The following is a 19,964-nucleotide window of genomic DNA, read 5'->3' as shown; positions in this document are numbered from 1 at the left end:
ACCTTAATCTGCATTTTGCCGAGGGGGCGTTCTCGGTATTGATCGGGACATCGGGGTCGGGAAAATCCACGATGCTGAAGATGATCAATCGGCTCGTGGAGCACGACAGCGGGACGATTCGCTTTGCGTGGTGATTGCGGTGAGAGCGAAGCCGGAAAAACCGATGGTCGTTCCGGCGTCGGAGGGGTGAGCTTTTCGCCCGGCGGCGCTTCGCTTGCAGGGCCTACAAAACCGTAGGCCGGGTAAGCGTCAGCGCCACCCGGCACAGTATCAGAACGTTTCCCAGTTCGCTTCAGACGCCGCCGCGACGGGCTGCGCTTTAGGTGCATAGGTCTTTACCGGCGCGGCTTTCACCGCCTGATTGCGGGTGATCTTAAACACTGCCACCGCGTCGTTCAGGCGTGCAGCCTGATCTTCCAGCGCCGCCGCCGCCGCCGCAGACTCTTCCACCAGCGAGGCATTCTGCTGGGTGACGCGATCCATCTCCGCCACCGCCTGACCCACCTGGTCGATACCGCGGCTCTGTTCGTCGGAGGCCGACGCAATCTCACCCATGATGTCCGTCACGCGCGTAACCGCATTGACGATCTCCGCCATCGTCGCGCCCGCCTCATTCACCAGCTGAGAGCCCGCGTTAACACGCTCGCCGGAATCATCGATCAGCGCTTTGATCTCTTTCGCCGCCTGCGCACTGCGCTGGGCAAGGGTACGCACCTCGCCCGCGACAACCGCGAAGCCACGTCCCTGCTCGCCCGCGCGCGCCGCTTCTACCGCCGCGTTCAGCGCCAGAATATTGGTCTGGAAAGCAATGCCGTCGATCACGTTAGTAATTTGCGCGATTTTGCTGGAACTGGTGGCGATTTCGTCCATCGTCCGCACCACGCCTTCCACCACGTTACCACCCTTCTTCGCGGTGGAGGAGGCGTCCAGCGCCAGGCGTGACGCCTGACGCGCGTTATCGGCGTTTTGCTTCACGGTAGCGGTTAACTGTTCCATGCTGGCTGCCGTCTCTTCCAGAGAAGCGGCCTGCTGCTCGGTACGGGAGGAGAGATCGTTGCTGCCCGCCGAGATTTCACCCGCGCCGGTGTAGATGGTATCTGCGCCTTCACGCACCACGCCCACCGTGTTGGCCAGCGCAGTCTGCATCTCCTGAACGTTGCGCGCCAGGATCGCCATTTCATTTTTACCCTCAGCCTGAATCGGCTGGGTTAAATCCCCTGCGGCAATGGCGCGGATATGGTTGATCACCTCTTCCAGCGGCAGCAGCAGCACGCGGCGCATCGCAATCCAGCTGGAAATAATCACCGCGATCACCAGCAGCATCACCGCAGAAAGGATCCACAGAATGCGTTTGTAGTCGCTTTCATTGTCCTGGATACCTTTGGCGGTCAGCGCGGCCTGCGCCTCACGCCACTCGCGATAAACCTTTTGCATCGCGGTCTGCTTCTGTTCGGCATTTTGTTTGAACATATCTTCCAGATTGCCCTGCCCCAGCAGAACGTTCATTTGCGTCAGCGTGGCGGAGTAGCCGCGGTACTGCTCTTCCAGGCGATCGGCCAGGTGCTCGTCCATACCCGGCGTTTCCGGCAGCGCATAGTATTTATCGTAATGGGTCTGGGCATCGGCCAGCAGGTTTTTCGCGGTATTGACCAGCTCGTTCAGCTGCCCGCCGTTAATCTGCGACGCCATGCTGCTTTGCAGGCGCAGCATGCCGCGGTTGAGGGTGACGCGCGCCTGGTTCAGGCTGATCCAGGCGTCGGTAAACTCCGCAACGTTCTGGCTAGAAAGCTGAGAAACGGTGAAGTTCTCTTTATCGTTATTGAGTGCATTAATGAAAATGCCAGCGGAGATCAGCTGCATGATGCCGAGCACAAGCAGCACCGAAATCAAAAGAGTAATGACTTTTATACGTTTAAACATGCGTTGCCTTATTTATATACAGGTATTGTCTGACCTGTATCTATCGGCACGCGCGGCAGGTTGTTTACTGTTTCTCCACCTTTAAAAACTTTCGAAAGCCCTTTTCTGCATTCAATCAGCAAGTTAAAAGCATGCTTTTTTTGTGATCCCTTTCTCGTTTTCACCCTTGCCTCTAAAGGGTTATAGTATCCACTTAAAGATGCATTTAAAATGCATCTTATATTTCTGATGATGAGGTAACTGCTATGGCCTTCCGCGACCAACCCTTAGGCGAGCTGGCGCTCTCCATCCCTCGCGCTTCTGCGCTGTTCCGTAAATATGATATGGATTACTGCTGCGGTGGTAAGCAAACGCTGGCGCGCGCAGCGTCGCGTAAAGAGCTGGATGTGGAGGCTATCGAAGCGGAGCTGGCTCAGCTGGCTGAACAGCCCGTCGACAAAGACTGGCGCACTGCGCCGCTGGCTGAAATCATCGACCATATCATTGTGCGTTACCACGATCGTCACCGCGAGCAGCTGCCGGAGCTGATTTTACAGGCGACCAAAGTTGAACGCGTTCATGCCGATAAACCTTCCGTACCGCGCGGCCTGGCGAAATACCTGACCATGCTGCACGAAGAACTTTCCAGCCACATGATGAAAGAGGAGCAGATCCTCTTCCCGATGATCAAACAGGGCATGGGCAGCCAGGCCATGGGGCCCATCAGCGTGATGGAAAGCGAACATGATGACGCCGGCGAACTGCTGGAAGTGATTAAACACACCACCGACAACGTCACACCGCCGCCAGAGGCGTGCACCACCTGGAAAGCCATGTACAACGGCATTAACGAGATGATCGACGATCTGATGGAACACATCAGTCTTGAGAATAACGTTCTGTTCCCGCGTGCATTAGCGGGGGAATAAAAAAGCCCGGCGGCGCTAGCGCTTACCGGGCCTACAACGTCCGCGAACGTAGGCCGGGTAAGCGTCAGCGCCACCCGGCAACATGCTTAACGCATGCTCGCCATACGTTTCTTACCGATAAACAGCCAGCCCAGCCCCAGCGCAATAAACCACAGCGGCGTGACGATCAGCGCCTGGCGGGTATCTTCTTCCAGCGTCAGCAGCACCAGCACGAAGACGAAGAACGCCATGCACACCCAGCACATCAGCTTGCCCAGCGGCATCTTGTAGATCGACTTCTCATGCAGGTGTGGACGCTGTTTGCGGTACACCAGGTATGAGCAGAGGATAATGGTCCAGACGAACATGAACAGGATCGCCGACACCGTAGTGATCATGGTGAACGCGCCGATTACGCTCGGGTTGACGTAGAGCATCACCACACCGCCCAGCAGACAGATGCAGGAGAAGGTCAGCCCTTTCGCCGGTACCGCGCGTTTAGACAGTTTGGCAAACGCGCTCGGAGCAACGCCCTCCTGCGCCAGACCGAACAGCATACGGCTGGTGGAGAAGACGCTGCTGTTCGCGGAAGAGGCCGCAGAGGTCAGCACCACGAAGTTAATCAGGCTCGCGGCAGCAGGCAGTCCCACCAGCACGAACAGCTCGACGAACGGGCTCTTGGTTGGCACCACCGAACTCCATGGCGTCACGGACATAATGACGATCAGCGCGAACACGTAGAACATGATGATACGCAGCGGAATGGAGTTGATCGCGCGCGGCAGGGATTTCTCCGGATCTTTGGTTTCCGCCGCCGTGGTACCGACCAGCTCAATCCCGACAAACGCGAACACCGCAATCTGGAAGCCGGCAAAGAAGCCGCTGATCCCTTTCGGGAACCAGCCGCCGTCATTCCACAGATGGGCAAACGACGCCTGTACGCCGGTTGGCGACTGGAAGTGCGTCAGCACCATCACCAGCCCGACGACAATCAGCGCGATGATGGCGACGATTTTGATCATCGCGAACCAGAACTCCATCTCACCGAACATTTTAACGGTGGCGAGGTTCAGGCTCAGCAGCAGGACAATCACCGCCAGCGAAGCCACCCAGTCCGATAGCCCTGGGAACCAGAATTGCGCGTACGCCGTGATGGCCACAACGTCAGCCATGCCGGTGACCACCCAGCAGAACCAGTAGGTCCAGCCGGTAAAATAGCCCGCCCACGGGCCGAGCAGGTCTGACGCGAAGTCGCTGAAGGATTTGTATTCAAGATTCGAGAGCAGCAATTCACCCATTGCACGCATCACGAAAAAGAGCATAAAACCGATGATCATATAAACGAAGATGATCGACGGGCCGGCAAGACTGATGGTTTTGCCCGAGCCCATAAACAGCCCTGTGCCGATGGCTCCGCCAATGGCAATAAGCTGAATGTGACGGTTCGTGAGATTTCGCCGTAGCGACTGTTCAGACGTCGCCTCTTCTGCGGCGGCGACTTTGACCTGATCTACCATGTGATATTTTCCTGTTTATGCCTGTCTGTGTTGTTAAGGCTCTTCTGGCCTTTATTTACGCCAAATAAATGACGGCCCCTGTGTAAGGACTAATCGATAGTAGGTAAGAATCGGCGGGATGAATACTATGATTTGAATATTATGTTAATAATATGTTGAAAGTGAGTGTCATATCACTCATACAGCGCGAAACAGCTCACAAAAATACACGTAACAGTTTCGTTTGCAATACAAAATGTTGATTCCGTCGTAACTCCGGGTTTTATCGCTATTTTCCTCTCCCCGATCGGAGAGAGGAAAATAAGAAAAACCGATTACAGGATTTCCAGCAGCTCGACTTCAAACACCAGGGTGCTGAATGGCGGAATGGACGCGCCAGCGCCACGCTCGCCGTAAGCCAGGTTGTGCGGGATAGTCAGTTCCCATTTGGAACCTACTGGCATCAGGGTCAGGGCTTCGATCCAGCCTGCGATAACGCCGTTGACCGGGAACTCAGCCGGTTCGCCACGCGCGACGGAGCTGTCGAACACGGTACCGTCGATCAGCTTACCGGTGTAGTGTACGCGAACGTGGTCGGTACGCGCCGGGATTGCGCCATCACCCTGATTGATTACGCGGAACTGCAAGCCGGACTCGGTGCTGTTCACGCCTTCACGCTCACGGTTCTCTTCCAGATATTTCACGCCTTCTGCCGCCATCTCTTCGAAACGCGCGCGACGCACGGCGTCAGCACGTTCGTGGATTTCACGCAGCGCACGGTGCACAACGTCAACCGGCACAGCGGGCTGCTTGCCTTCCAGCGCGTCAGCGATACCCGCCACCAGCGCTTCCGGTAACAGACCTTCCAGGCCGGATTCGCTCAGCTGCTGTCCTACCTGCAAGCCGATGCCGTAGCTTGCCTGCGCTTCGATAGTGTCAAAAGTCGGGGTGGTCATGGGTTTTCCTTCCATCACATTTAAAGTAGCGGGCAGCATATCAGCCATGCCCTTATGGGTAAAACTTTGTCTTAAGTAAAGGTGACAAACTGCGACGAAACGGAAACAATAGTAGCCGTCAGGATTTTCCCTAATATATGTCACGAAAGCTGGCTTTGTTACGCCCATCAGGCAGTTAGCAAACTACACTTCTCAGGACAGGATAAAAAGACGCGGAGCAGGAGGAGAGCCATGCCCGGGCGATTTGAACTGAAACCTACCCTGGCGAAAATCTGGCATGCGCCGGATAACTTTCGCATCATGGACCCGCTGCCGCCTTTGCATCGCAGAGGCATTATCATCGGCGCGTTGCTGATCGTCATCGGCTTCCTGCTTCCTTCCGGCAGTGACAACGTTGATACCGCGCCGGTCAGCCGGAATGCTGAGCTGGATATCCAGTCGCAAAGCCAGCCGCAGCCTGGTTCACAGCCGATGCAGACGCAGCTGGTCACACCGTCTAACGATCCGGGCCAGGTTGCGCCGGTTGAACCTGAACCTGTTCAGGAAGATCAGGAGCAGGCCGCCGCCCCTTCAGAGCCACAGGCGCAACAGCCCACCGGCATTGAGCAGCAGTGGCGTTCGTATCGCGTAGAGCCTGGGAAAACTCTTGCCCAGCTGTTCCGCGACCACAATTTGCCAGCAACGGATGTGTATGCCATGGCGCAAGTCGAGGGGGCAGGCAAGCCGCTCAGCAACCTGCAAAATGGTCAGATGGTGCAGATCCGTCAGAACGCCAGCGGCGTGGTGACCGGGTTAACGATCGATACCGGCAACGGGCAGCAGGTACTGTTTACCCGCCAGCCGGACGGCAGTTTCATCAGAGCACGTTAATGGCCCAGGCCGGGTAAGGCGATGCCGCCACCCGGCACTTTTGTTCTCAGGCACGCCGTTTATTCACCCACCAGATCCCCGAGCAGACCAGCACCAGCGCAATCGCGTATTTAATGTCCATAATGTTTTCGCCGAGGAAGATGGCGGAGAGCACCGTCCCTGCTACAGGTATGACAAAGTTGAACGGGGCAATCATACTCACGCGGTTTACTTTCAGCAGCGCGCTCCACAGGGCGAACGCCACGGATGAGAGCAGCGTCAGATACCCCAGCACGGCGACGGCTTTCATGCTGTGCACCTCCAGCGTCCCGCCCGTGGCATAGCCTCCCGCAACCAGTGCCGCCCCGCCTATCCCCAGCTGCCATCCCGTCATCACCGTCGGGTCAACGGTCTGGGAAATGCGTTTCCCGTAAAGCGTGGCCGCAGAGAGAATAAAGGCGGCCAGCACCACAAATCCGTCACCTTTCCACACAAACTGGAACTCACTTAACCCGCTGTGGAAGTTCACCAGCATCACCCCGGCAAAGCCCAGAACACACCCCAGCGTTTTGTTATAGCTGAGTTTGTCGTTGTGGTAGATAAAGTGCGCCAGCAGCACGCTGAAGAAGGTCCCGGTGGCATTCATGATGGAGCCGTTCACCCCGGTCGTGTAGGCCAGGCCGATATAAAAGAAGGTGTACTGGAGGGAGGTCTGGGTCAGTCCGAGGATCGTGAGCTGGCCAAACTGCGTGGGCGTGAGCCTGCCAATCGGTTTTCGCTGGGCCAGGGCAAAAAGCAGCAGCAACGCGCCGGCAAACAGAAAACGGTATCCGGCAAAGACGACTTTGGAGGGGATATCATCGGTCGCGATCTGAAAGAGTTCGTAGCCACTTTTAATGGCCGGGTACGAGCTTCCCCAAAGCAGACAGCAGAGCGTGGCGCAGGCATAGGCCACATTTCGACGGGCAAAGACGGGCGTGGGCAGAGCAGTATCCATGACAAATCTCATAAATAAAATTGCGTTTCAATTTATTATCAGAGAATGCGTCAGGAATAGCGACCTTACAAGAGCAAAAGATGACGCAGGGTCACGCTAAAAAGCAAAACGCCGGCACAAGGCCGGCGCTTCGACGCGAGCAGAGTAAAAAATTACTCAGCTACTACGTTAACAACCAGTTTAGCGAACACTTCGCTGTGAACCTGGAAGTCAACTTCGTGCTCACCAGTGGTACGCAGAACGCCGTTCGGCAGACGAACTTCGCTCTTAGCCACTTTAACGCCTGCCGCAGTAACTGCATCAGCGATATCGCGGGTACCGATGGAACCGAACAGTTTACCTTCGTCGCCAGCTTTGGACGCGATGGTAACGGTGCCCAGTGCGTTGATTGCTTCAGCGCGAGCGTTAGCAGCCGCCAGAACGTCAGCCAGTTTGGCTTCCAGTTCAGCACGACGTGCTTCGAAAAACTCTACGTTTTTCTTAGTAGCTGGAACAGCTTTACCCTGTGGAACCAGGAAGTTACGAGCGTAACCCGCTTTAACGTTTACCTGATCACCCAGGCTGCCCAGGTTTGCTACTTTATCAAGCAGAATAACTTGCATTACCTTATCCTCTTAAAGTCGTATTAATGGACCGTGCCCGATTACTGATGACGATCAGTGTACGGCAGCAGAGACAGGTAGCGAGCGCGTTTGATAGCGCGAGCCAGCTGACGCTGATATTTTGCACGAGTACCGGTGATACGGCTTGGGACAATCTTACCGCTTTCGGTGATGTAGTTTTTCAGCGTTGCGATATCTTTATAGTCGATCTCTTGAACGCCTTCCGCGGTGAAACGGCAGAACTTGCGACGACGGAAATAACGTGCCATATGGCTAGTCTCCAGAATCTATCAAATCAATCTGCTCGGCATGCAGAACCATTTTGCTCAGGCCGTTCTTTGCCTTGTGGCAAGAAATGAACCCCTGAACGATTACTGCGCTACCGACCGTTAAACTGTGAGTAATGGCCTGGTTTTCGTGTCCGCTAATAATTACGGGCATTTGGCACCACGCCTGCCGGTGAAACCCGGCTTCCTCTTGCACAGAACGATGCTCAAGCACGAACTGGCAATGCGGAATTCCTGATGGGCTGACCTTTCGAAGGGGGGTCCTGCACACGGTGCCGGACAACACCAGACGGTTGGTCATCAGAAATTACTCTTCAGAATCCCCAGCATCAGAATCATCTGCGGTTTCGTTTGCGAAATCATCGCGACGCTCACGGCGCTCGTCTTTCGCTTTAACCATCGGAGATGCTTCGGTCACTGCGTGTTTGGTACGCATAACCATGCTGCGGATAACGGCATCGTTGAAGCGGAAGGTAGTTTCCAGCTCATCGATCACTTCCTGCGGAGCTTCAACGTTCATCAGAACGTAGTGTGCTTTGTGCAGTTTGTTGATCGGGTAAGCCAGCTGACGGCGGCCCCAGTCTTCCAGACGGTGGATCGTGCCTTCTGCACCAGTGATGGCAGCAGAGTAACGCTCGATCATGCCCGGAACCTGTTCGCTCTGGTCAGGGTGGACCATAAAAACGATTTCGTAATGACGCATCGAATTGCTCCTTACGGATTATTCAGCCTCCTGTCTGGGTCAGCCGAGGCCCGGGGAGGCAAGGAACGTGTTAAAGGTCGGCTGAAAAATTGACGCGTCATAATACTTGCGCCCCCCAGGAAACTCAAGCTGATTGCACAAATAATTCGCACAAAGGGTAAAGCTGTTCTAAGTGGGTGATTTAAAATCGCACTCATCAGAAGCGCTGTTTTTTTGAACAACATCATCAGAAATGGTCACCCATCCCAACCCGGGTAGCGATTACACTTTAATCAGAAACCCTGAACAGAGAAGGAGAGCATTCCCCCGTATCACAGCACGCAGTCGTGGAGCGCATATCATGAAAAGAATCGCAATCGCCATTTTGGCTGCGCTTTTGCTCAGTGCAAACGCGATGGCAGCCATCAGAATAGACAGCCAACAGGCCAGAAACATGGATGATGTGCAGAGCTTAGGCGTTATTTACATCAATCATAACTTCGCCACTGAAAGTGAAGCAGATCAGGCGCTTAATGAAGAAACCGATGCGCAGGGCGCAAAATACTATCACGTCATGCTGACACGTGAGCCCGGCAGCAACGGTAATATGCACGCCAGTGCAGATATTTACCAGTAACGCTTTATCGCTAGCACCAGGAAAGCCAAAGAAAATCAAAGCCATATATAATTTGCCCCCTGCCCGGGGGCTTTTTTATGAATGGCTCCGGAATACCACCGGTTACAACTGTTTCGGTATTCCAGAGCACTTATTCACTTCTGCCCGTAATAAGCATTCGGGCCGTGCTTACGCATGAAATGCTTGTTCATCAGATAATCATCAATGCCCTGAAGCTGTGGGTTAATGCCGCGCGCAATCCACGCCATTCTGGCCACCTCTTCCATCACCACCGCGTTATGCACGGCGTCATGCGCATCTTTACCCCAGGAGAATGGACCATGCTGGTACACCACAATACCCGGCGTATGCAGTGGTTCCGTCTCACCCAGCGTTTCGATAATGACCCTGCCGGTGTTAAGTTCGTACTCGCCTTCGACCTCAGTCTGCGTTAACGCCCGCGTGCAGGGAATATCACCGAAGAAGTAGTCCGCGTGCGTTGTACCCAAAGCAGGGATCGCCAGCCCGGCCTGTGCCCAGGCGGTGGCGTGCGTGGAATGGGTATGTACAATCCCCCCCAAGGACGGGTAACGCTGGTACAGCGCCAGATGGGTTGCCGTATCAGAAGAAGGACGCCATTTGCCTTCAACGACCTGTCCTTCCAGGTCAACCACCACCATATCGTCCGCTTTCATGGCGTCATAGGCCACGCCGCTCGGCTTAATCACCACCAGCCCCTGCTCGCGATCGATGGCGCTTACGTTGCCCCAGGTAAACGTCACCAGTCCATAGCGCGGGAGATCCATATTGGCTTCAAAGACCTGCTGTTTCAGCTTAAGCATGTTCCGCCTCCATCAGTCCTGCCCGCGCCATGCGCTCGCACACCCAGTCCCGGGCTTTCGCCACTTCTGCCGCCGGATCGTCCGCGGTTTCGCTCCACATCTCAATCAGGTAAGGCCCGCAATAACCTGTCTGTTTGAGCGTCTGGAAGCACCGTTCGAAATCCACCACCCCGGTGCCGAACGGTACGTTTTTAAACACGCCGGGACGGGTATCTTTAACGTGCACCGCCACGATATGCCCGATGCCCGCCTGAAGCTCCATCTGTACGTCGTTATCCCATGCCGACAGGTTGCCGATATCCGGATAAAGCTGGAACCACGGGTTATTCAGATAGTGCGCGTAGCCCAGCGCCTTGCTGATGGAGTTCATCAACGGATAATCCATGATCTCCATCGCCAGCGTCACCTGCGCACGGCTTGCCATCTCAACGCTCTCTTTCAGGCCGTCACGGAAACGACGGCGCGTTTCATCATTGGCTTCCTGATAGTAAACATCATAACCCGCCAGTTGGATCACGCGGATGCCGACATCCTGTGCGAAGCGAATAGCTTTACGCATGATCTCCAGCCCTTCGGCGCGTACGGCATCATCTTCGCTGCCAAGCGGAAAACGACGATGAGCGCTCAGGCACATGGATGGCACGCGCACGCCGGTTTCGGCAATGGCGCTCACCAGCGCCAGACGCTGGTCGCGGCTCCAGTCCAGGCGAGCAAGACGCTCGTCCGTCTCATCCAGCGACATTTCGACAAAATCGAAACCCAGCTGCTTCGCCAGCTGTAACCGCTCCAGCCAGCACTCCCCCGCAGGGAGTGCCTTTTCATAGATGCCAAGCGGGACCTGTTTTGACAACATACCCGCTCCTTAACCCCAAAGCTGAGCGATTGAGCGTTTAAACTGACGCGCCGCTTCCACCGGAGATTCCGCATCGCGAATGCTACGACCGGCAATAAAGACGTGAATTGGAATCCCCTTGAACAGCGGCAGATCTTCCAGCGCCAGGCCACCGGTTACGGTCACTTTGAAGCCCATATCGGCCAGACGTTTGATCGCGCTGATATCGGCTTCACCCCACGCCACGCCTGCGGCCTGCGCATCACGGCTGCGGTGATAAACCACCTGCTGGATACCTGCTTCGCGCCACTCCTGCGCCTGCTCCCAGGTCCAGAAACCGGTCAGTTCAATCTGCACGTCGCCATTGAACTCCTTCGCCACGTCCAGCGCGCCTTTCGCAGTGTTGATATCCGCACAGCAGATCACGGTGACCCAGTCGGCGTTGGCTTCAAAGCACATGCGAGAGAGAATTTTGCCCGCATCGGCGATTTTGGCATCCGCCAGCACGATTTTATGCGGATAGAGCGCCTTCAGGTCACGAACCGCACGAACGCCTTCGCCCACGCACAGAATGGTGCCGACTTCGATGATGTCCACTTCTTCCGCAATCAGACGGGTGGTTTCGTAAGCGTGAGACAGAGTCTGGTTATCCAGCGCGACCTGCAACATTGGTAATGACATTTTAAATTCCTCTTAAACGGCCGCCGCAGTGGCGTTATCAATTAAATCCAGCACGTCCTGCGCGGTACGGCAGGCGCGTAAACGGTCAAAATTAGCTTCATCATCAAACAGATTGACGATCTGCATGATGCCCACCTCCTGGTGGGTATTGGCATCGACAGCCGCCATAGTGATAAGGATGTCGACCGGGTCGTTATCTTCGTGGTTAAACACCAGCGGCGTTTTCAACGTCACCAGCGCGAAGCCGGTTTTCTTGACGCCCTCTTCCGGGCGGCCATGCGGCATCGCCAGGCCTGGCGCAATCACAAAGTAAGGGCCATGCTGCGCCACGCCATCCAGAATCGCCTGGTAGTAACGCGGCTCGACAACGTCAGCCTTAACCAGCAGATCCACGCTCAGCTTCACCGCTTCCTGCCAGGTGCTGGCTTCGGCCTGTAAAAGGATGGAGTTATTCTCTGCCAGCGAATCACGTAGTTTCATGTGGCATCCTTACTTCACGTCTTGTGGGAAGTGTTCTTTGATCACTTCCAGCAGCTTTGGTCCGAAATCCGCAGGCGACAGCATGTTGCGTACGCCTACCACGTATTTGTTGCCCGACACGCTAATCTCGCCGGCAATGTGCGTTGAGGCGATGATGATGTCCGCGCCGTTCAGTTCACTTTTGTATTCACCCACTGCGCAGCTGTTCACCGTGTGGTCAATGTTTGACTGGGTTAAAAACTGGTCCACTTTCATCTTCATGATCATGGAGCTACCTTGCCCATTGCCACACACAGCCAGGATACGTACGGTCATAATCGAAACTCCTTAATGAGCAGACACTTCTGCTGTTTGTTTTTCCGCATCTTCTTCAGCCCGCAGCGAACGGCCAGCGAAGAACATATAAGCCAGGGCAATCAGGATGATGACGGCCATAAAGACCAGCCCGACGGACGCAAAGCCCTGCATCATCGGCGGCGCCAGAATTGACCAGTCCGCCATGCCCATCCAGGCGCTCATGCCGGTGAGCTTGACCGCCCACACGCACCCGAAGATTTCAACCATGCCCATCACCAGGCAGATCTTGAGCGCTGCGCGCCATCCGCCGAAGTGGTTAGCAAACACGCCGATAGTGGCGTTGGAGAAGAACATCGGGATAAAGCCAGGAATAATCAGGATTGAGGAGCCACAGCCCACCAGAATGCCGACCGCAATCAGCTGGCCGATGGTGCCCCACATAAAGCCCCAGACAACGGCGTTTGGCGCAAAGCTATAGATAGCCGCACAGTCAATCGCCAGCACCGCGCCAGGGATCAGGCGCTGGGAGATGCCATTAAACGCTTCCGACAGTTCGGCGACGAACATACGCACGCCCTGGGTGATGATGAAAATGGCCACGGCGAAGGAGAAACCGGTTTGCAGGATATAGACCGTCCAGTGGGTTTTACCCGCCATCGCCTGCACCACGTCAATGCCAAAGGAGAGCAGGATGGCGCCGAAGAAGATGGTCATCACAATTGCCGTGGAGACGATGTTGTCGTGGAAGATATTCAGCCAGCCAGGCAATTTGAGATCTTCAACACTCTCCTCTTTTTTGCCCAGGTACGGCGCGACTTTGTAAGCAATCCAGGAGGCGAACTGCTGCTGGTGACCGATGGAGAAACCGCAGCCGTCTGTAACGTCCTGCGTTGGCTTATACATCATGTTGGAGGTGATGCCCCAGTAAAGTGAGACCAGCACTGCCGTGCAGATGACCGTGGTCCACATTGGGTAGCCGAAGATATAGAGAGAAACGGCAATCAGACCCGCCTGCTGGAACATGATGTGCCCGGTGAGCATGATGGTGCGAATACCGGTGATACGGCGCAGGAGCACGTAAATGATGTTCAGCGCCAGCGCGAGCAGTACCGCATACCCAACCCAGCTGTATGCATCTCCCATGCGATCGATGGTGGCCATCATGGACGCGTAAGTGTCAGAGATGGCGCCGTTAATGCCGTACACCTCTGACATTTTGGCAACAACCGGCTTAAACGTGCTGGTCAGAATGCCAGACCCCGCCTGCAACAGCATAAAACCAATGATGGTTTTGATGGTGCCTTTGATAATCACGCTGACGCTTTTGCGCAGCAGGATGTACCCCAGGCACGTCACGATACCCAGCAACAGCGGGGCGTTGGTCATTACCTGATTAAAGAAAACGGTAAAGACGTTGTAGAGGATCTCCATAACTCTCTCCAGAAAATGAGAACACGAGGGGCAATCCCTGTGTGGTTGGTGTCATCACTCTATTAATCACAAATAATCATCACAAGATTGCATTTGATTATTTGTGACGGATCACGCAATTTATTTCCATGGCGTTAGTAATGATTTTCACTACCAAACCAATCCAATAAATAAATTCTTAATTTTCAGTATATTAATCATTTATAGCGGTTATCTTATCAACGTCATGATGTCTTTTCTGTGATGTGGCGAGGGGAATTTTCCGTAAATAAGCCATTGCAAATCGGTTTAAACAGTGCCAGCATTAATCACAACAAGTCACAGTATGATTACTTTTGATTAAAACCAGGAGTCAAACGATGAGTAAAGTGAAAACCATCACCCGTGAATCATGGATTCTAAGTACCTTTCCGGAGTGGGGTAGCTGGCTGAACGAAGAGATCGAGCAGGAACAGGTTGCTCCTGGCACATTTGCGATGTGGTGGCTGGGCTGCACCGGGATCTGGCTGAAATCAGAAGGCGGCGCCAACATTTGTGTTGATTTCTGGTGCGGCACCGGCAAACAGAGCCACGGCAATCCACTGATGAAAAAAGGCCACCAGATGCAGCGTATGGCCGGCGTTGAAAAGCTCCAGCCGAACCTGCGCACCACGCCTTTTGTGCTTGATCCTTTTGCCATTCGCCAGATCGACGCCGTTCTCTCTACCCACGATCACAACGATCATATCGACGTGAACGTGGCGGCAGCGGTAATGCAAAACTGCGCGGACGACGTACCGTTTATCGGGCCGCAGACCTGCGTGGATTTGTGGATTGGCTGGGGCGTGCCAAAAGAGCGCTGCATCGTGATGAAGCCGGGCGACGTGGTGAAAATCAAAGACATTGAGATTCACGCGCTGGATGCCTTTGACCGCACCGCGCTGATCACCCTGCCTGCCGATCAGAAAGCCGCAGGCGTACTGCCAGACGGGATGGATGAGCGCGCGGTGAACTATCTGTTCAAAACGCCTGGCGGTTCCCTGTATCACAGCGGTGACTCCCACTACTCCAACTACTACGCGAAGCACGGTAACGAGCACCAGATTGACGTGGCGCTTGGCTCTTACGGTGAAAACCCGCGCGGGATCACCGACAAAATGACCAGCGCGGATATGCTGCGTATGGCCGAAGCGCTGAAAACCAAAGTGGTGATCCCGTTCCACCATGATATCTGGTCAAACTTCCAGGCCGATCCGCAAGAGATCCGCGTCCTGTGGGAGATGAAAAAAGACCGCCTCAAGTATGGCTTCAAGCCGTTCATCTGGCAGGTTGGCGGCAAGTTCACCTGGCCGCTGGATAAAGACAATCTTGAGTATCACTACCCGCGTGGTTTCGATGATTGCTTTACGATTGAACCCGATCTGCCGTTCAAGTCCTTCCTCTGATACCGAGGCCCAATCGCCAGACCCTGCGTCTGGCGATGTCATTTTTATTTTAGTAATTTCACGCTATTTCAAATATCATCTTTTCAAATCAATTCTTATCGGAATAGCTCATGACGGAAGCGCAACGGCATCAAATTTTACTGGAACTCCTGGCGCAAACAGGGTTTATCACCGTCGAGAAAGTGATCGAACGTTTAGGGATCTCCCCCGCTACCGCGCGACGGGATATCAACAAGCTGGATGAGAGCGGCAAGCTGAAAAAAGTCCGCAATGGCGCAGAGGCCATCAGCCAGCAGCGTCCACGCTGGACGCCGATGAACATCCACCAGGCGCAGAATCACGATGAAAAGGTGCGGATTGCCAGAGCGGCGTCACAGCTGGTGAATCCCGGGGAGAGCGTGGTGATCAACTGCGGTTCGACGGCGTTTCTGCTGGGCCGTGAAATGTGCGGCAAGCCGGTGCAAATCATTACCAACTATCTGCCGCTGGCCAATTATCTCATTGACCAGGAACATGAAAGCGTGGTGATCATGGGCGGCCAGTATAACAAGAGCCAGTCCATCACCCTGAGCCCGCAGGACAGTGAAAACAGCCTCTACGCCGGGCACTGGATGTTTACCAGCGGCAAAGGCCTGACGGCGGATGGACTGTATAAAACCGATATGCTCACCGCAATGGCAGAGCAGAACATGCTTAACGTGGTGGGCAAGCTGGTGGTGCTGGTCGACAGCAGCAAGGTCGGTGAACGCGCCGGCATGCTTTTCAGCCGCGCCGAGCAAATCAGCATGGTGATCACCGGCAAAAACGCCAACCCCGAGATCCTCAGCAAGCTGGAGGATCAGGGTGTCACGGTGCTGCGCGTTTAAAGGTGCTGGCGGAAGAATTCCACGGTTGCTTCCAGCACGGCCGGGGTAATACGGTGCCGGACACCCGCTCCCCACAGGCAGGTCAGATTACTGTCCAGCCCTTCGCGCTGTAGCGCCTGTTGCAGGCGGAACGTTTCACCGGGCGGTACGACGTCGTCGGCATCCCCATGCCACAGCAGCAGCGGACGATCGGCCAGCTGCGAAAGCGCAAGGCTGACGTCCCATTCAGACAACAGGGTCTCAATCTCCTGAGGGGCCTGCGGCGGGAATAGCGTCTTTGCCAGCGACGTAAAGTAGCCCGATCCCATCAGGCAAGCCACGGACGTCACCTCCGGATGCCTGGCCATGATCCCCAGCGCCGTCATTCCGCCCATTGATGCGCCTGCGACCGCCAGCCGTTTCCCCTCCACCAGCCCGGCCTGCAAGAGCGCGTCACGCAGCCCGGCGAACTCGGTCAGATTGCCGTGCAGCGTTTGCCAGAACAGCCCCAGCCGCGCCTGCTCATCGCCCGTAAAGCGTGCCCCATGATTCGGCGCATCAGGCATGACCACCCGGAAACCGGCCTGCGCCAGCGCGACGGCAAAATAGCTGTAGACCAGCTTCGAGGAGAGAAAGCCATGATAGAAAACTACCGTCGGCAGCGGCTGTTCACCTTTACCAGCCGGAAAAGCATGGATGATTTCATGCTCACTCAGCTGGCGAGTTTCAATTTCAATCATTGTCGATCCTGTGCTGATGAATGATTCATAATGTTGAGAGCTGGATTACGGTTTCACGATATTTTCATTCGAAATCTACGTCCCAGATAACACTTCGGGAACATTCCCCCAAAACTAAATTCGCAGACAACTACACTATGGCTATCAGGAAAAGAGACAGGTTTATGCGCAGGCTTACCGCTTTATTGCTGGTCTCGCTGCTCAGCGGATGTTCCGTATTGCAGGGTACGCCAGAACCGGCGCCGCCGGTTACCGATCATCCTCAGGAAATTCGTCGTAATCAGACGGAAGGATTACAACGCCTGGGTACCGTATCCGCGATGGTTCGTGGTTCCCCGGATGATGCAGAAGACGCAATTGAAGCGCAGGCCGTTGCCGCAAAAGCAGATTATTACGTCATCACGATGATTGATGAAACCATTATTACGGGACAGTGGTACGCCCAGGGCATTTTGTACCGTAAGTAAGCATCATCATTTGAACGACTTTTACACTGCTTTGCGTCCGTAGACATTTTCCTGTCCACAATAAACTCCATGCCAGCAACAATGGAAATGAGTTTATTCGCGAAGGATTGCCCGGCGGATACCGGAGACACGTGAAAAGGAGCTGACGATGAAACGAACCCTTGCTTTAACGACGCTATTGCTTTCAGCGGGCCTGCTGAGCACCACGGCGCAGTCGGCCGAATTTGCCAGCGCGGATTGCGTCACGGGCCTGAACGAGATTGGTCAGATCTCCGTCAATAATATCACGGGGAGTCCGCAAGACGTTGAACGTGTCGTCGCTCTGAAGGCCGATGAACAGGGCGCATCCTGGTATCGCATCGTCCAGATGCAGGAAGATCACCATGTTAATCACTGGCGCGTGCAGGCCATTCTTTATGCCTAATCCCTTCCGATAAAAGCCACTTAATTTTAGTGGCTTTTCACTTTTGCAAATTTTTTATCTTTCCCAAAACCTAACGAAAACAAACATGTAACATTAGGTTACATTAAAAAGGTAAACGTTATCTCTGCTCTGCCGTTGAACAGCCATCACTTTTCAATAATGAGCAATTTATGATCACCTTTTTCCGCCGGGCAGGTCTGGGCACGAAGCTATCGCTGCTAACAGGTGCCAGTGTCGCCACGCTTTTTTTGCTGTTCACTTTTCTGTTGAGCCACAACGCCAGCCAGCAGCTTGAAGATCTTGCGATTGAAGACCTGCATAACCAGTCTACCGGCATGGTGGATATGGTAGAGATGTTCAACACCAGCCTGAGCGAAGAGGTCGAGAGCTATACCCGCCTGTTCACCACCTTTTTGCCACAGCCATTGAACAGCGACAGCAGCCAGAGCCGCACCATTAACGGCCTTACCGTTCCTCTGCTGAAGGGCGGTGAAACGGAGTTGCATGAAAACAATACGCTTTCTGATGACTTCCTGAGCCGAACGGGGGCCATCTCGACGCTGTTTGTCCGCAGTGGTAACGATTTTATCCGCGTGGCCACGTCGCTGCGCAAAGAGAATGGCGACCGCGCCATCGGAACCGTTCTTGATACCACCAGCCCGGCATTTGCGGCTGTCACCAAAGGGGAGGTCTATCGCGGCCTCGCGCTGCTGTTCGGCAAGCGCTATATCACGCAGTACCAGCCTGTTAAAAATGCGGAAGGCCAGGTTATCGGGATTATCTTTGTTGGCGTCGACATCACCCATTCCTGGAACGTCATGCGCGAGAAAATCCTTAACCGTCGTCTGGGCGAGAGCGGTCACTTCTTTGTACTGGATCGCAGCAGCGGTAAAACGTACGGACAGTATCTGTTCCATGCCAGCGATGAGGGCAAACTGCCCAACTGGGACACGGCGACACAGCAGCAGCTTCTGAGTGATAAAGCCGGCACGCTGGAACGCGTGAGCGCGGATGGCCGTACGCTCAAAGTCGCCTACACGCCGCTGCCGGGCTGGAACTGGACCATCGTGGGTGAAGTGGATAAAGCCGTACTGCTTTCAAGCGTCACCACGCTGCGCGATCGCTTCCTGATGGCGGGCGTGGTGCTATCCGCGCTCTTCGCGGGCCTGTTCGTTATCCTCATTCGCCGGATGCTAACCCGCCCACTGCGCGCAGTGATCGCGCTTGCCCGGCAGTATGCCGCAGGCGATCTTCGCGCCAGCCTGCCGGTAACCCGCCAGGATGAAGTCGGCCAGCTGATTGATGCCATCAATGGGATCGGGGGCGGCCTGCAAAAAATTGTGTTGCAGGTCCGCGAGGCCGCAAGCGAAATCCATCTGGGGACTAACGCGCTGGCTTCAGATACCGGCGAGATCTCTGAACAGATCAACAAACAGGCCAGCAGCGTTGAGGAGACCTCCGCCAGCATGGAGCAATTAGCCGCCACCGTGCAGCAAAATGCCGCCAACATGGAGCAAACTCAGCAGCTGGTGGGGGAAACCTCGCGCGCGGTGCATCAGGGTGGAGAGACGGTGACCCACGCAGTTTCCACCATGGATGATATTCGTGATGCATCGAAACGCATTGAAGACATCACCCGCGTGATTGAGTCCATCGCTTTCCAGACCAATATCCTGGCGCTCAATGCGGCGGTTGAAGCGGCGCGGGCGGGCGAGCACGGGAAAGGTTTCGCAGTGGTGGCGCAAGAGGTGCGCGCCCTGGCCGCACGCAGCGCCAACGCGGTAAAAGAGATTGAGCAGCTGATTGGCGACACGCTGAACAAGGTGAGCGAAGGCCATGCGCTTTCTGAGCAGACGCGTCTGGCGATGGATGCCATCATTGTTCATATCGATAACATCAGCCAGCTTGTTACCGAGATCAACCACGCCTCCCGCGAGCAGTCTGCGGGGATTGGTCAGGTGAATCTGGCGATGACGCACATCGGTGAAGCATCGCACATCAATGCCGATCGTATCTCACGCAGCGAGCAGACGGCGCAGACGCTGCGCGAGAAGGGTTCACATCTCACCCGGCTGGTGAGCCTGTTCCAGCTTAAAGCTTAACCGACCCGGCCCGTGGCGCGCAGCAGCAGGTCGTTTTGCACCTGTTCGCTCATCAGCGTGCCGCCCCGGGTATCCAGCATCATGCGGCACCACGCCTGCGCCACGGG

24 protein-coding genes and 1 pseudogene are annotated in these 19,964 nt (G+C 55.1%); 9 read left to right on the top strand and 16 right to left on the bottom strand.

Going from position 1 to position 19,964, the window contains the following annotated elements; genetic code table 11:
* Window positions 1–128 (top strand): annotated as a pseudogene (locus tag DD606_RS20105) (ATP-binding cassette domain-containing protein); the annotation flags it as partial.
* 142 nt (window positions 129–270) lie between these two features.
* Here DD606_RS20105 and DD606_RS20100 read toward each other — a convergent pair.
* A complete protein-coding gene (locus DD606_RS20100) occupies window positions 271–1,920 on the bottom strand; it encodes a methyl-accepting chemotaxis protein (RefSeq protein WP_129259033.1) in 1,650 nt (549 codons plus the stop codon).
* Between the two features lie 245 nt (window positions 1,921–2,165).
* Between DD606_RS20100 and ytfE the strand changes: the two genes are divergently transcribed.
* Window positions 2,166–2,828, top strand: coding sequence for an iron-sulfur cluster repair protein YtfE (gene ytfE, locus DD606_RS20095; protein ID WP_003856046.1), 663 nt, complete (start codon window positions 2,166–2,168; stop codon window positions 2,826–2,828).
* Between the two features lie 86 nt (window positions 2,829–2,914).
* Here the strand turns inward: ytfE and cycA are convergent, their stop codons facing one another.
* On the bottom strand, window positions 2,915–4,324 hold the full coding sequence (gene cycA, locus DD606_RS20090; protein ID WP_129259031.1) for a D-serine/D-alanine/glycine transporter: 1,410 nt from the start codon (window positions 4,322–4,324) through the stop codon (window positions 2,915–2,917).
* Window positions 4,325–4,638: 314 nt separating this feature from the next.
* Window positions 4,639–5,259: an FKBP-type peptidyl-prolyl cis-trans isomerase gene (gene fklB / locus DD606_RS20080; RefSeq protein WP_008502892.1), complete on the bottom strand. Its 621-nt coding sequence runs from the start codon at window positions 5,257–5,259 to the stop codon at window positions 4,639–4,641.
* A 231-nt stretch (window positions 5,260–5,490) separates the two neighbouring features.
* Here fklB and DD606_RS20075 point away from each other — a divergent pair, with 231 nt between their 5' ends.
* Window positions 5,491–6,129, top strand: a complete 639-nt coding sequence (locus DD606_RS20075) for an OapA family protein (protein WP_045330822.1) — start codon at window positions 5,491–5,493, stop codon at window positions 6,127–6,129.
* Between the two features lie 46 nt (window positions 6,130–6,175).
* Here DD606_RS20075 and DD606_RS20070 read toward each other — a convergent pair whose 3' ends face one another.
* From DD606_RS20070 to rpsF, 5 genes are all read right to left on the bottom strand, one after another.
* Window positions 6,176–7,105, bottom strand: a complete 930-nt coding sequence (locus DD606_RS20070; protein WP_023315269.1) for a DMT family transporter — start codon at window positions 7,103–7,105, stop codon at window positions 6,176–6,178.
* Window positions 7,106–7,257: 152 nt separating this feature from the next.
* Window positions 7,258–7,707, bottom strand: coding sequence for a 50S ribosomal protein L9 (gene rplI, locus DD606_RS20065; RefSeq protein ID WP_003856039.1), 450 nt, complete (start codon window positions 7,705–7,707; stop codon window positions 7,258–7,260).
* Window positions 7,708–7,748: 41 nt separating this feature from the next.
* Complete coding sequence (gene rpsR, locus DD606_RS20060) at window positions 7,749–7,976, bottom strand: 30S ribosomal protein S18 (protein WP_000135199.1); 228 nt, start codon at window positions 7,974–7,976, stop codon at window positions 7,749–7,751.
* 4 nt (window positions 7,977–7,980) lie between these two features.
* Window positions 7,981–8,295, bottom strand: a complete 315-nt coding sequence (gene priB, locus DD606_RS20055) for a primosomal replication protein N (RefSeq protein WP_003856035.1) — start codon at window positions 8,293–8,295, stop codon at window positions 7,981–7,983.
* A 6-nt stretch (window positions 8,296–8,301) separates the two neighbouring features.
* On the bottom strand, window positions 8,302–8,697 hold the full coding sequence (gene rpsF / locus DD606_RS20050) for a 30S ribosomal protein S6 (protein WP_003856034.1): 396 nt from the start codon (window positions 8,695–8,697) through the stop codon (window positions 8,302–8,304).
* 340 nt (window positions 8,698–9,037) lie between these two features.
* Here rpsF and yjfY point away from each other — a divergent pair, with 340 nt between their 5' ends.
* Complete coding sequence (yjfY, locus tag DD606_RS20045; RefSeq protein ID WP_017383944.1) at window positions 9,038–9,313, top strand: DUF1471 family protein YjfY; 276 nt, start codon at window positions 9,038–9,040, stop codon at window positions 9,311–9,313.
* Window positions 9,314–9,447: 134 nt separating this feature from the next.
* On the opposite strand, the gene DD606_RS20040 is transcribed toward yjfY, so the two are convergent.
* Genes DD606_RS20040 through ulaA form a run of 6 tightly spaced genes read right to left on the bottom strand, consistent with a single transcriptional unit; the run spans window position 9,448 to window position 13,855 of the window.
* Window positions 9,448–10,134: an L-ribulose-5-phosphate 4-epimerase gene (locus tag DD606_RS20040; RefSeq protein ID WP_023324047.1), complete on the bottom strand. Its 687-nt coding sequence runs from the start codon at window positions 10,132–10,134 to the stop codon at window positions 9,448–9,450.
* A complete protein-coding gene (locus DD606_RS20035; protein WP_003856027.1) occupies window positions 10,127–10,987 on the bottom strand; it encodes an L-ribulose-5-phosphate 3-epimerase in 861 nt (286 codons plus the stop codon). The genes DD606_RS20040 and DD606_RS20035 overlap by 8 nt, the downstream gene beginning before the upstream one ends.
* A gap of 9 nt (window positions 10,988–10,996) precedes the next feature.
* Window positions 10,997–11,647, bottom strand: coding sequence for a 3-keto-L-gulonate-6-phosphate decarboxylase UlaD (gene ulaD / locus DD606_RS20030; RefSeq protein ID WP_003856025.1), 651 nt, complete (start codon window positions 11,645–11,647; stop codon window positions 10,997–10,999).
* Window positions 11,648–11,659: 12 nt separating this feature from the next.
* Window positions 11,660–12,127, bottom strand: coding sequence for a PTS ascorbate transporter subunit IIA (gene ulaC, locus DD606_RS20025; RefSeq protein ID WP_003856024.1), 468 nt, complete (start codon window positions 12,125–12,127; stop codon window positions 11,660–11,662).
* Window positions 12,128–12,136: 9 nt separating this feature from the next.
* Window positions 12,137–12,442: a PTS ascorbate transporter subunit IIB gene (ulaB, locus tag DD606_RS20020; protein WP_003856022.1), complete on the bottom strand. Its 306-nt coding sequence runs from the start codon at window positions 12,440–12,442 to the stop codon at window positions 12,137–12,139.
* Between the two features lie 12 nt (window positions 12,443–12,454).
* Window positions 12,455–13,855 (bottom strand): PTS ascorbate transporter subunit IIC, encoded by a 1,401-nt coding sequence (gene ulaA / locus DD606_RS20015; RefSeq protein WP_003856019.1) that lies wholly within the window; start codon window positions 13,853–13,855, stop codon window positions 12,455–12,457.
* A gap of 359 nt (window positions 13,856–14,214) precedes the next feature.
* Between ulaA and ulaG the strand changes: the two genes are divergently transcribed.
* Both ulaG and ulaR read left to right on the top strand, forming a co-directional pair.
* Window positions 14,215–15,279: an L-ascorbate 6-phosphate lactonase gene (gene ulaG / locus DD606_RS20010; RefSeq protein WP_023315266.1), complete on the top strand. Its 1,065-nt coding sequence runs from the start codon at window positions 14,215–14,217 to the stop codon at window positions 15,277–15,279.
* 110 nt (window positions 15,280–15,389) lie between these two features.
* Window positions 15,390–16,145: an HTH-type transcriptional regulator UlaR gene (gene ulaR / locus DD606_RS20005; RefSeq protein WP_003856014.1), complete on the top strand. Its 756-nt coding sequence runs from the start codon at window positions 15,390–15,392 to the stop codon at window positions 16,143–16,145.
* Here the strand turns inward: ulaR and yjfP are convergent.
* On the bottom strand, window positions 16,142–16,864 hold the full coding sequence (gene yjfP / locus DD606_RS20000; protein WP_063855349.1) for an esterase: 723 nt from the start codon (window positions 16,862–16,864) through the stop codon (window positions 16,142–16,144). The two genes, ulaR and yjfP, sit on opposite strands and share 4 nt — an antisense overlap.
* A 137-nt stretch (window positions 16,865–17,001) precedes the next feature.
* Between yjfP and bsmA the strand changes: the two genes are divergently transcribed.
* From bsmA to DD606_RS19985, 3 genes are all read left to right on the top strand, one after another.
* Entirely contained in the window at window positions 17,002–17,331 is a 330-nt protein-coding gene (gene bsmA, locus DD606_RS19995; RefSeq protein WP_003856011.1) for a biofilm peroxide resistance protein BsmA, read from the top strand.
* A gap of 148 nt (window positions 17,332–17,479) precedes the next feature.
* Window positions 17,480–17,755, top strand: coding sequence for a DUF1471 family protease activator YjfN (yjfN, locus tag DD606_RS19990; RefSeq protein ID WP_003856009.1), 276 nt, complete (start codon window positions 17,480–17,482; stop codon window positions 17,753–17,755).
* Between the two features lie 170 nt (window positions 17,756–17,925).
* Window positions 17,926–19,857 carry a methyl-accepting chemotaxis protein gene (locus tag DD606_RS19985; protein WP_063855348.1) on the top strand — a complete coding sequence of 644 codons (1,932 nt, stop codon included), beginning with the start codon at window positions 17,926–17,928 and terminating at the stop codon, window positions 19,855–19,857.
* On the opposite strand, the gene DD606_RS26490 is transcribed toward DD606_RS19985, so the two are convergent.
* A partial coding sequence (locus DD606_RS26490) for a hypothetical protein (protein ID WP_255573111.1) occupies window positions 19,854–19,964 on the bottom strand: 111 nt, incomplete at its 5' end. The genes DD606_RS19985 and DD606_RS26490 overlap by 4 nt on opposite strands.

It is taken from the genome of Enterobacter cloacae complex sp. GF14B, from assembly GCF_004136805.1.
In the GTDB taxonomy this organism is placed as follows: domain Bacteria; phylum Pseudomonadota; class Gammaproteobacteria; order Enterobacterales; family Enterobacteriaceae; genus Enterobacter; species Enterobacter hormaechei_C.
Note: the sequence above shows the minus strand (reverse complement) of the source record. Positions and strands in the feature narration are given on the sequence as shown.